A 12355-nucleotide genomic window follows, 5' to 3' on the forward strand; every position below is an offset into this window, starting at 1 on the left:
CGCGGGCTGAATTACTCCCGGGTGGGCTTGCCACTGAAGCGGGTAATCGGCTTCTCCTCTGCACGGTCGATCTGCTGAGAGAAGACCTCCAGCGCCGCGAAGATGGGTCGCAGTCCGCGCCACAGATCCTCATCATTCAATAACCGGATGATACCGCGGATGCCCGGCGCGGCTTTTTCCCTTTGGGCTTCATCGCGCGCCGGTTTAACGGCCATCGCAGCATCACGCACCGCCAGCAGCAAGTGATTAAAACGCTCTGGCGGCACGCTGCCCAGCGTCATCATCAGCAGCGACAGATTCTGAAGCGCATTCTGGGTGCCGGGCTGATTAAGGCCCGAGACCAGAATTTTCCCCACTTCGTTGTTTGACTTAACCAGGTCGTTGGCCAGCCGCAGAAAGCCGTGCTGGTGAAGATTTTCGAGCAACTCATCCATCTCTTCCCGGGCGGTCGGCTCGGTACGTGTCGGCGGGACCTGATACTTCATCCGTTCTGCCATTAGAATTTCTCCGGTTTTTCGACATGTTCAGGCGGTTCGCGATAGCCAGCCTGCTGCCATTTTTGTTCAATCGGCAGGTGATCCAGTGGCGTTCGGTTACCGTGGCGGAAATTGTGTAACGGCACTGGATTGGGCTGTGGACGGCGATCAACCCGCTTCATGTTGACGGCGATCTCTTTATAAGCGGGCGTATTCACGTCGGGATCGTGATGCTCACCGGTCAGCGCATTGACGCCATCTTTGCCATGATGAATCGGCATAAACAGCACGTTACCCGCCACACGTTCGGTGATAACTACCGGCACATCAAGCGAACCGCGCCGCGAGGTGATGCGCACCCATTCTCCTTCAGTCAGAGCGCGCGAGGCGGCCAGCTCCGGTGAGATCTCGACAAAAGCATTGGGCGACAGTGACATCATGCGTCCACCCTGCCCGGTCTGATTCATCGACTGGAAATGCTCCAGCATCCGGCCATTATTCAGCAGCAGGTTATATTCGGCATCTTCCTGCTCGGCGGGCGGCTGCCAGCTCAGCGGATAGAGGCGCGCTTTACCATCCGGGAAATTAAACCGTTCCGTATAGAGACGCGGTGTGCTTTCACCTTCAGCGCTGACCGGCCAGAGCTGTGACTGCCATCCAACCAGTTGCTCATAGCTGACGCCTGCGAAAATATCTGCAATGCCCGCCGCTTCCGCCATAATCGCGCCAGGATTGGGGTAATGCCACGGATGACCCAGGCGCGCGGCAAGTTCGGTAAAGATCTGCCAGTCGGGACGACTATCGCCCAGCGGCTTCATGGCCGGAGAAAAGTGCTGGATGCGCCGCTCGGTGTTCACAAACGTGCCCTCTTTCTCCACGCTCGGCGCACCGGGCAGTACGACATCGGCAAATTCGGCGGTGCGCGACATGAAGATGTCCTGAACCACCATAAATTCCAGTTTGCTGAAGGCGGCATGCACCGAAGCGGCGTCGGCATCTGCAAACGCCGTCTCTTCTCCGGTGATGTACATCGCGCGGATTTTGCCTTCCCCGGCCTCCTGCACCATTTTGAAGTTATCGGCTCCAGGCTTGTCGGAGAGTGCCTCAGGCGCGACGCCCCAGGCGCGCGCCCATTTCTCCCGCACCGCAGGGTCAGTGACTTTTTCATAGCCCGGGTAGAGATTGCTGAGGCAGCCGAAATCACTGGCACCCTGCACATTGTTATGACCGCGCATCGGGTAGCCGCCGGTGCCAGGCCGGCCATAGTTGCCCGTGACCAGCAGCAGGTTCGATAGCGCAGTGCTGGTATCCGCTCCGTGGCTGTGCTGAGTAATCCCCATCGCCCATAATATGCAGGCGCTGCCCGCCTGACCGATCATCTCCGCCGCCTCTGTCAGCTCTGCCTCGCCGAGGCCACAGATCTCGCTGGCATATTCCAGCGTAAAGGGGTCGAGTGAGGCGCGATACTCTTCAACCTGATTCACCCGCTGCGCCAGAAACGCGTCATCGGCATAACCGTGATCGAACATATACTTCGCCATCGCCGAGGCCCAGACCAGGTCGGTGCCGGGCCGGATGCGCAGATAGCAGTCCGCCCGTTCCGCCATTTCATGACGGCGGGGATCAACGACCAGTAATTTCTGGCCGCGATGTTTGTGGCTCTGTTTGATGTGCGACGCAATGACCGGATGGTTCTCGGAGAGGTTGCTGCCGACCAGCACAATCAGATCCGTTTCCTGCAAATCTTTTATCGTTCCGGCATCGCCGCCGTAACCTACTGTGCGGAATAGCCCTTCTGTCGCCGGGTTCTGACAATAGCGCGAGGAGTTATCGACGTTGTTGGTGCCGAAGATTAAACGGGCGATTTTTTGAGTGAGATAGGCCTCTTCATTGCTGGCCTTGCTGGAGCCGATAAAGCCTATCGCATCGCCACCATAGTTCTGCGCGATGCCCTGTAAGCCTTCGGCAACGCGCTGCAGCGCTTCGTCCCAGCTGGCAGGCCGAAAGCGGCCGTTCTCGCGGATTAATGGGGTCGTCAGGCGCTCCGGGCTGTTAACAAAATCCCAGCCGAATTTACCCTTAACGCAGGTAGAGATGCCATTAGCGGGCGCTTCCGCGACCGGCTGAATTTTCAGGATGTGACGATCGCGGGTCCAGATTTCAAAGCTACAGCCTACGCCGCAATAGGTGCAGACGGTTTTAGTGCGTTTGATCTCCGACTGGCGCAGCGCCACGTCAATGTTGGAGACACCGGTAATCGGTCCCATGCCGATACTGTTTTCCAGCGTTTTCACAAAGTCGATCAGTGGGCGCTTCAGCCCCTCATCCATTGCGGTAAACGGACCCGCATCGGGCTGCATGGTTTTTTCCAGCAAGGCATTACACGGGCAAACCGTGACGCAGTGTCCGCAGCTGACACAGCTGGAACCGGCGATTTCTGTGGCGCCATCCCACAGCACACGCGGATGTGCCTGGGTGTAGTCAATCGACAGCGTCTCATTGACCTCGACATTCTGGCACGCCTCGACACAGCGCCCGCACAGGATGCACTGGTCGGGATCGTAGGTGTAAAACGGGTTGGAGTGATCTTTCGCGTAAGGCTTGGGCTGATGAGGATAGTACTGAATCGGAATGTGCATATCGGCCACGGCATTATGCAGCGTGCAGTCACCGGTATTATGCTCGCAGACTGTGCAGTAAAGCTCATGCCGGTTGAGCAGCCGATCCATGCCCTCCTGCTGTGCGGCCTTGAGCGCACTGCCTTCACTTTGCACCGCCAGCCCCTCTTCAGTGCGAAGCGTGCAGCCGCGAACCCGCTCGCCATTGGCATCTACCCAACAGACATCGCAGCTTTGCAGCGGCGGCAGCGCCGGGTGATAGCAGACATGAGGTAATTTTTTCCCATGAGCGTCCAGAAAGTCGATCAGCGGTTGATCGGCTAACCCTTTCAACCGTTCACCATTGAAGAGAATGGTGCAGTAATTTTCACTCATATAAGCCTCATGACAACAGTGCGAAAAGATTCCGGCTGGAAAAATATCCCTGTATTTAAGGGGTTGCCTCACAAGCTTAGTGAGGATTAGCCGCCGCGCCATGAATACCGCTACGCTTATTAAGGTTAATCGCTGACAGTTAAGGGTTTTTTAAATGTAATGACTTCTTACCGCGTGAAGTCCGTCGTCTTTTTCTGGTGTGTCAGCTTTGAATCTGAGCGGGACTTTTTGTGGTGTGAAGCGAGAACTGCTCGGTGTCTGAAGTTGCAACATACTATCCAGTGATTTTGTATGTTGTAACTAGATTAAAGAACAACCCCATCTTCTTTCGGAGAGAGGTGAAATCATCACCAATCTGCACATTCTGCCGCATTTAACCTGGGGTAATTATCAGCCACGCCCCTATCTGCCGTACCGCTTAATACCTGAATTAATTTCGCACCGTCACTTTTTTATTGCGTATTCAGTCATGCTGAAACGGTTTCATCAGATTAACCGGCTTATGGACTATTTCCCCGCCTGTTCAGCACTATTCTCCTGGCCGTTATTAATTAACTCATGCATGGCACGAATATGGCGTTTAAATGACAATGCACGACATCCGCAATCGCAATGCCGTCTCATATTTCACGACCAGATGCTCATGATTTAACCATATCTATCAGTAATTTATCCGAATTTTAACAGGCTGTTAATTATAAGATGATAATGATTGCCGTTATGGTAATATCCTGTTAACCCTGCCCGACAGACTCCTTTCAGGGCCTCTTTGCGCGTCTTGCTTAATTAAATCATCAGTAAAACTCTGGCTGAAATGAGGTCCTTATGAATCCCATCGTATATATCGTTGACGACGACGCGGCTGTGACTTCTGCACTGCGTAATCTGCTCACCGCCGACGATTACACGGTTGTCTCTTTCTCTTCCGCTGATGATTTCCTGGCTCACGCGTTAACTCCCCTTCCCTGTTGCCTGATTCTGGATATTAATCTGCCCGGCGCAGATGGGTTTGATGTCGCCCAGGAGTTGATCGACCGGGGTTATGCTATTCCCACGATCTTCCTGACCGGCTTCGGCACCATTCCGGTCACGGTGCGGGCGATGAAAACCGGCGCTTATGAGTTTCTGACTAAGCCTGTCGATCCTGAGCGTATTTTGCAGGCCGTCTCGGAAGCCTTACAGATTGCAAAGCAGAATCTGGCCTCTTCTGAAGAGCGGCGGGAAATAGTGCAGCGACATCAGACACTAACGCCGCGTGAAACCGAGGTGATGATGCTGGCGATTAGCGGCCTGCTGAATAAGCAGATCGCCGCCGAAATGGGCGTCAGTGAAATTACGGCTAAAGTCCACAAGCGGCGGGTAATGGAGAAGATGAATGCGCGCTCGCTAACCGATCTGGTGCGGGCGGCAGAGCGACTCAACATAGATCATAGCCGACGCCGCTGAGGCCAGGCATTCAGCCTGGCCCACTTGCTTACCCCAGCGGCAGCGTAAACCAGAAACGGCTACCGCCTTCCGCCCGGTTCTCTGCTCCCAGCTCACCGCAATGCTTTTTGATAATCCCTTTGCTGATGGTTAATCCCATGCCCATGCCGCTTTTTTTCGTGGTGTAGAACGACTCAAAAATGCGTTCCCGCACGTCATCAGGCAATCCACAGCCGTTATCCAGCACCTCAACGCGCAACGTATCAGGTGTCGGATTCTCTGACGTGAGGCGCAACAGCGCCGCACGCGGCAGATCACCGGACATGGCATCGATCGCATTGATCACCAGATTCAACAACACCTGCTGAATCTGAACGCGATCGCAGTAAATATCTGCCTTCGCGGCCCGTAGTTTCAGCTCCAGCGAAATCCCGCGTCGTTCCAGCTCAATGCGGGAGAGCGCCAGAATATCACGGGCAATCAGATGCAGGTTCTCCGAAGCAAAGCTCGACTCATGATTGCGGGTCAGCGCCTGAAGACCACGAATTATCTCCCCGGCACGTTGTCCCTCTTTGATAATCTCGTTCAGACCGCTGCTGGCATTTTCCAGCATCAGCGGCTCACGCTTCAGCCAGCGCAGGCTGGCACCCGCATTGGCAACGATAGACATCAGTGGCTGGCTGATTTCATGGGCGATGGATGCGGTCAGCTGCCCGACGGTGGTGGCGCGCGTGACCCTAGCCAGATCCGCCTGCGCCATGCGCGCGCTGTCTTCCGCCAGACGCTGCGAGGTGATATCGGAAATGGTGCCGAAGTACTCTTTCACCTCAGGGAAATTGTCTGTCGGTTCCCCGATGCCTTTAATGTAGCGGCATTCCCCATCCGGTCTCAGCACCCTGAACTCAGCCTGCATGCTGCGTCCCTGACTGACGCTGTGCGTCACCAGTTCGCGAATGCACTCATAATCATCGGGATGAACGCGGGTCAGGAAGTCTGCCATCGACAGCCCCTTCTGTTCGGCTGGCAGCCCCAGAATCCGGCCATACTCTTCAGAGACCATCATCATGTCCTCGGTCACTTCCCAGCGCCAGGTGCCGGTATGACTGATCTTCTCACCCAGCATCAGCGAGGTTTTACTGGCACGCAGCTGCTTCTCAACCCGACGCCGATGGTTGTTCTCCTCCAGCAATTCCGCGTAGAGTCGTGCCGTCTCCAGCGAGACCGCCGCCTGCGCACTCAGGGTTTTCACGATGTGGGAGTGCTCAGCGGTGAACGCATCGGGCATCAGGCGATTTTCCAGGTAGAGCACGCCGACCATGTTGGCCTGTCTGAACATCGGCACACAGAGCACCGCCGCGCCCGAGGCGACCAGATAGGGATCCTGACTGAATGGACTGAACGCCTCCGGTTTGCCAGTGCGAATCTCCTGACCGGAGCGGATCACCGCCGACAGTACCGATAGCGGCAGGTCGGTCGCATCGGGTCGCTGTTTGACAATCTGCACCCGCACGCCATCGGCCGTGCTTTCCGCCCAGGCCTGCGTCTCTGGCAGATTGCCATCCAGAATACGGATAAGCCGACAGCGCTGGGCACCGGCCCGTTCCAGCAGCATCCGCATCAGGGTATGAATCAGTCGATCCAGGTTGATCTCCTCCGTCAGCGCACGGACGGCGGTCAGGACACTTTCCAGATCGTAGAAAGCCGCGTCCTGAGTAAAAGGAATGGTCGCCAGCGCGCTGTTCTGCACCGGTGCGGCCAGATGCGGATAGTGCTGCTCAAGCTGGCGCACCATCGCCTGGGCGCCCCAGTTCTCCCAGCCTGTCATTGCCGCTTTAATCCAGGCATCTGCGGCGGTATCCAGCTGCAAGGCTTTGCAGCAGCGCCCCGCCAGCTGATTCGCCAGCGCATGAATATGTAGATATCCCGCCTGACGGGAAAGACGAATCGCATTTTCATACTGCTTCAGCGCCTCGCCCGTGTCGCCCTTAAGGCGGGCACACTCTGCCCTCAGCAGGGCATATTTGTCCGCAAACAGACCGGGATTGAGGTCATTCCAGGCAGCAAACTTATCCAGATGGCTTCGCAGCACGTCGCTGTCAGCGGCTTCAGGCTGGTGGCTCAGGGACAATGCACTGTAAAAATGCCAATCCATCAGGTAGATGTAAGCGGGCACTGCGCTGATCAGTGGCTGGATGTCGGCCAGGCAGCGCAGCGCATCACCATATTCACCGGCATAGAAATGGGCCATTCCCCGATACAGTCCTGCCCAGAACCGCACCATCGCTTTGGGTCCGGAGATCGGCCCTGGCTCACTGCCGGCCACCAGCGGCAAAACCTCGTCGCGCTCGCCTGCTCTGAACCCATTACTGTTACGCAGCTGCATGACCAGCTGCTTCTGCATCAGCAGCACATTCTCGACGTCGGGATAAACCGTTTTGCGGGTAAAGGCGAGCCCGCGCTCAATAGACGTCATCACCGACTCCAGGTGATCGCCGCGCGTCAGCGTGTTCATGATCTGATGGCGTAACGAGAGGCAGGCAAAGGAGCGATCGCCGTGCCTGACCGCGACGCGAAAAGTTTCACGGGCGCATTCGACGGCGACATCCAGCGGCTGTGTCCAGATCCCCACCTGATCCAGCGGCAGCAGCGTGCGCGCTTTGTAGCGGATAAAGTTATGCCGCTCCACCAGCTCTCGTGCTACCTGTCCACAGGCATAACTCAAATGCCAGGCCTGATAGCGTTCGCCCGTCAGCACGCTGAACCAGGCCAGACCAAACGCAGAAGCGCCGGTCATGCCGTGCTCCAGCGTCATCTCCAGCATCCGGCAGACCAGAATCAGATGCAGCTGCGGGCAGTCGTAAGCAGAGACAAAAATGGTGCTGGCCATCAGGTTGAGGATCGACTCAATTTCGGGATCGCTGTTCAGCGGCAGCCCGGCAAAAGCGGCCTGCGGCGAATCGCCAATGTGCGCCCTGAGCGCCAGCCAGGCGGCGTCGATCTCCGCGTCATCCGGATCACGGTTGAGATGCACACCAAACACCGCCAGCCAGGCCAGCGCGGTTTCCAGCGCCAGATGATTGTCCGACTGCCGCATGTGAATTTCCGCAGAGAGACAGGCGGCCATCGATTTTTCACTCAGCGTGCCCGGTTCATTCAGCAGTCGGGTACAGAGCGTTTGCGCTGTCGTGAGATTACCGTGCAGAAACTCGCACTCCGCCTCATCAAAGCCGAGCATAAAGTCATTGCCGGTCACCATCCTCAGGCTAAGGCGCTGGGCGGTGCGCAGATAGCGCAGCGCCGAAAGATAATCTCCGGCACGTTTCGCCGCCTGCGCAGTGCGCAGACAGAGGGGATAGTAACGTTCACGTTCTGCAACACTGAGCGGCAGTTCAGCAATCATGCCAATGTGATAAACCGCGCGGAACAGCGTCTCACTGTTATCCGCAGTCGCAACCGCTGCTGACAGCCAGGCCGCCGCCTGCTGGTGAAGATGCTGTTGCTGTCGCAGGTCGGGCAGCAATAGCGCCGCGTTATGCACGCGATCGTGAGTAAACGCGTAGTGCCCGCCGGTCAGAGTGATGAAACGACTGCTGACAGCCGGTTCGAGTTGCTGCTGTATCAGCGTTACGGGCGTCGCGCTGAGATGACCTGACAGCGACAACTCGCCGCTGGCTCCCAGGCAGGCCAGCGATCCCAGTAGCTGACGTGTGCTCTCCGGCATCCGCGCCAGCTGATTTAACACCAGCGAGGCCACATTGTCGGTGTAGTGACGCGCAGTCAGCGCCTGCCTGTCGTAATGCCATTTCGGCGGGTTCTGACGAAAGTTAATCACGCCGTCATCCACCGCCTGCCGGAAGAACTCCTGCATCGAGAGCGGATTACCCCCGGTTTTTTCAAAGAGTATCTGTGCCAGCTCGCGATTGCCGCCGGGACGGGTATGCATCATCCCCGCCAGCCAGCGGCCAATGCTTTTAACACTCAGCGGCTGCGGCGTCAGCGCGACCACCCGCGGTGCGGCGGCTCTGATGCGCAGCAGGAATCCGGCAATCATCGGACAGGGCATCGATTCGCCCTCCCGGAAGGCGAGCACCAGCATAAACGGCAGATGCTCATTACGGGTGATCAGGTTTTCCAGCAGTTGCAGCGTGGCATTATCTGCCCAGTGAACATCATCAATCAGCATCACCAGCGGTCGGCCCGGCGTGGCAAAAGCCTGAATCAGCGCTGAAGCCATCTGATTAAACTGCTCGCGGGCGTCCGGGGCATGCCGCACCACCGGCTGTAAGGCCTGAATATTCAGCAGCTGTTTTAACTCAGGCACCAGCTCAATGGCTAAATCGGTGTATCCGCCCAGCAGCCGCAACAGTCGTCCCCGCCATTTGCTGACTTCCAGGGCTGACAATCCCAGCAGATAGAGCGTGACCGTGCGAAACGCGGAGGCCACAGCGGCATAGGGTGCGGCGGGCGAATGTTGATCGGCCTTGCTGGCGGCCAGCAGAATCTGTCGGTGCTGCAGGGTTTTCAGGGCGGAAGCGATAATGGCGGATTTACCCGAGCCGGGCGCTCCGCTCAGCATCACCAGGCTCTGTGTTCCGGTGCGGTTGACCGACTCCAGCGTCGTCAGCAACACGCGGGCCTGCGGGTGCTGAGTGAACAGCGTTTCAGCCCGGAAGCTGGTGCTGAACCGCTCCTGCAGACCGGGCGTAAAGGGTGCGATGGTATTCTCCGCTGTCAGCGTCGCCTGGCAGCGGCGCAGATCGGCCATCAGCCCCTGCACGCTCTGATAGCCGTCAGCGGGTGACTTGGCCAGCAGACGCAGCAGAATCACCGAGAGCATCGGCGGCACATCCTCTCTGACCTGTTCAGCTGGCCGGGGCGCACTGGCGATGTGATGATGGATCCACTCTGCTTCGCCCGCATCCGGTGAGCCAAACGGCAGCTTACCGGTCAGGTATTCATATAACACCACGCCCAGGCTGTAGAGATCGCTGAGACTGCTGACTGGATGCGGCGTGCGGCCGGTATGCTCAGGTGACATATAGGCCAGCGTGCCGCCTGAGGCGCGCAGGTTATTTTTCTCCGCCGACTGCGCTGCCAGCGAGGTGAGTCCAAACCCGCCCAGCCGGAACCGTCCATCATCAGTGATAAAAAAATGGCCTGGCTTGATATCGCCATGCACGATGCCCTGATGATGCGCCTGACCGAGCGTGTAGCAAAGTTGCAAAGCAACCTGCAGGAAGTCGGCGATGTTATTGGGAGGTGTCGCGAGATTGTTTGCCAGTGTTCGAAACGGAAATGTGGGATAAATCAGCGCATAACGGTTGAGATAACGTGTCGTGCCGGTGGCGGTAATGGCCCAGCGCGGAGAGAGATAAGCGGCCAGCGCGCGCTCATTTTTGAGCCGCTGCGTCGCCAGAAACGTGACGTCGTCACTATTGCCGGTAGCAATAATTACTGACTCGCCAGACGGACGGCGCGCCAGCATCCAGAGCAGACAGCCCTCCTGTGCCAGCGGCATCAGTGTGTCGAAATCTTCAATCGCGTTCCCTGCGTCGTCACTCTCCTGGAAATTAACCGAAAGAAGGCTCATCAGCGCACATCTCCCTGAGATAACTCGCAACGGATCAGTGTCAGCAGCGTATCAATATCAATCGGCTTTCGCAAAAAAGTCACGGCGCCCAGCGCAATGGCATACCACAGGGTGGTTTCTTCCAGATCCGCCGAGATAAAAATCACCGGCGGCAGAGCGGCCCGCTGCTTCAGGATTGTGAACAGCTCAAAGCCCGACATGCCCCTGAGTCCGACATCAATGATCAACATGCCCGCCTCAGAAAGCGCATCGTCATCATCCAGCAGCGCCTCACCGGATTCAAATAATCGGGTTGAGTAGCCGTCTGAATGCAACAGATTGCTCAGTCCACTACGGACTGAACGTTCATCATCAACAATGACAATACGCTGGTAGAGCGCCATGCCTTATCCTCTGAAACGCCTCACCGTGCGGCACGCGAGGACTTAAGGGGGGTTATCGCCATCGGGTGGCGGTGTCCCGCTGATTTTTGGCACACACTCATGGCGGAACCACTTCAGCGTCACCGGCTGTCGCCGGAACAGACGTTTAGCCAGCGGAATTAACTGTTCGCCCACCAGCATGCCAAACAGCCCCACCAGCGCAATAATCGGCGGTGCCGGAGAGTGGACGTTGATCAGGGCATAGATTACCCCGGCGAGCAGCCCCACCGCGAGAGAAATAATGTACGATTTCAACATGTTCAGCTTATCCGTGATGAGGATGGAACGGGCGGAACATCGGACTGATGCAGGGCGGCCGCGAGCTTTTCAGCGGGTAATACTGCCTGCACCAGCGCCCCACCCAGCAGCATGCCCAGCAGGCCCACCAGCGCAATCGCGGGCGGAGCCGGGGAGCGCACCTTAAGCAGGCCATAAAGCAGGCCAATCAACATCCCGGCAGCCAGCGAAACAAGTAGAGGATTCATGACCAGCTCCTGTTATGCCACTCTGCTGACCGGCAACCGCTGCCGATCAGCAGGACGCCGCTTAGCGTACCGGTGCGTGAACCGGCGCCAGGGTACGGTGTTCACTTTTCTGACGTGATGGCGCTTTATGCACCATGGTGTAGGCGTAATCGACACCAATGCCGTAAGCACCTGAATGCTCTTTGGCGATGTTCATCACGGCATCGTAGGTGTCACGGTTGGCCCAGTCACGCTGCCATTCCAGCATGACCTGCTGCCAGGTGACCGGCACCACACCCGCCTGAATCATGCGCTGCATCGCGTAGTCGTGTGCTTCTTTGGTCGTGCCGCCTGATGCATCCGCCACCATATAGATTTCGTAGCCGCCTTCCAGCATCGCGCAGAGCGCAAAGCTGTTGTTGCACACTTCAGTCCAGAGGCCAGACACCACCACTTTTTTCTTCCCGTTCGCCGCCAGCGCATCACGTACTTTCTGGTCATCCCAGGAGTTCATTGAACTGCGCTCCAGAATGTCCTGCCCCGGGAACACATCCAGCAGCTCCGGATAGGTGTGACCTGAGAAGCTTTCGGTTTCGACTGTGGTGATGATGGTCGGGATATTGAAGACCTTCGCCGCCTTCGCCAGCGCAACGGTGTTGTTTTTCAGCACCTGGCGGTCAATGGATTGCACACCAAAGGCCATCTGCGGCTGCTGGTCGATGAAAATAATCTGGCTGTTATGTGGCGTGAGGACTTCAAGTTTAGCGTTGGACATACGTTCACCCATAGAGGTTATGTAACGGAATTTCCGCCAACCGGCGCGGAGCAAAAAGACGGTCAGTGCAGGTCCCTGCTGCTGGCTGTCTGGTCGCAGTGTAGGGCGACGTGCAACGGCAAACTATTATCTCTGCGTATAACTATACGAAGGTATAGGTATCCCTCTGTATAACTAGACGACCCATTAGCCTGCTCACCATAATCCGGC

The 12355-nt window shown here is 57.1% G+C and carries 8 protein-coding genes; 1 reads left to right on the plus strand and 7 read right to left on the minus strand.

Annotated features, from left to right (window positions below):
- Positions 1 to 11 precede the first annotated feature (11 nt).
- Positions 12 to 497, minus strand: a complete 486-nt coding sequence (locus ACN1CO_RS15150) for a DUF1641 domain-containing protein (protein ID WP_419139645.1) — start codon at positions 495 to 497, stop codon at positions 12 to 14.
- Positions 497 to 3469 (minus strand): formate dehydrogenase subunit alpha, encoded by a 2973-nt coding sequence (fdhF, locus tag ACN1CO_RS15155; RefSeq protein WP_419139646.1) that lies wholly within the window; start codon positions 3467 to 3469, stop codon positions 497 to 499. Before fdhF ends, ACN1CO_RS15150 begins: the two co-directional genes overlap by 1 nt.
- Positions 3470 to 4294: 825 nt before the next feature.
- Between fdhF and ACN1CO_RS15160 the strand changes: the two genes are divergently transcribed.
- Positions 4295 to 4915 carry a response regulator transcription factor gene (locus ACN1CO_RS15160; RefSeq protein ID WP_419139647.1) on the plus strand — a complete coding sequence of 207 codons (621 nt, stop codon included), beginning with the start codon at positions 4295 to 4297 and terminating at the stop codon, positions 4913 to 4915.
- A gap of 28 nt (positions 4916 to 4943) precedes the next feature.
- Here ACN1CO_RS15160 and ACN1CO_RS15165 read toward each other — a convergent pair whose 3' ends face one another.
- From ACN1CO_RS15165 to ACN1CO_RS15185, 5 genes are all read right to left on the minus strand, one after another.
- Positions 4944 to 10484, minus strand: a complete 5541-nt coding sequence (locus ACN1CO_RS15165; protein WP_419139648.1) for an AAA family ATPase — start codon at positions 10482 to 10484, stop codon at positions 4944 to 4946.
- Complete coding sequence (locus ACN1CO_RS15170; protein ID WP_419139649.1) at positions 10484 to 10867, minus strand: response regulator transcription factor; 384 nt, start codon at positions 10865 to 10867, stop codon at positions 10484 to 10486. The genes ACN1CO_RS15165 and ACN1CO_RS15170 overlap by 1 nt, the downstream gene beginning before the upstream one ends.
- 42 nt (positions 10868 to 10909) lie before the next feature.
- On the minus strand, positions 10910 to 11164 hold the full coding sequence (locus ACN1CO_RS15175; protein WP_419139650.1) for a XapX domain-containing protein: 255 nt from the start codon (positions 11162 to 11164) through the stop codon (positions 10910 to 10912).
- Between the two features lie 2 nt (positions 11165 to 11166).
- A complete protein-coding gene (locus tag ACN1CO_RS15180) occupies positions 11167 to 11391 on the minus strand; it encodes a XapX domain-containing protein (protein WP_419139651.1) in 225 nt (74 codons plus the stop codon).
- A 61-nt stretch (positions 11392 to 11452) separates the two neighbouring features.
- Positions 11453 to 12145 carry a hydrolase gene (locus ACN1CO_RS15185; RefSeq protein ID WP_031374440.1) on the minus strand — a complete coding sequence of 231 codons (693 nt, stop codon included), beginning with the start codon at positions 12143 to 12145 and terminating at the stop codon, positions 11453 to 11455.
- Positions 12146 to 12355 lie beyond the last annotated feature (210 nt).

It is taken from the genome of Pantoea sp. R13S299 (genome assembly GCF_048515925.1).
Lineage (GTDB): Bacteria > Pseudomonadota > Gammaproteobacteria > Enterobacterales > Enterobacteriaceae > Pantoea.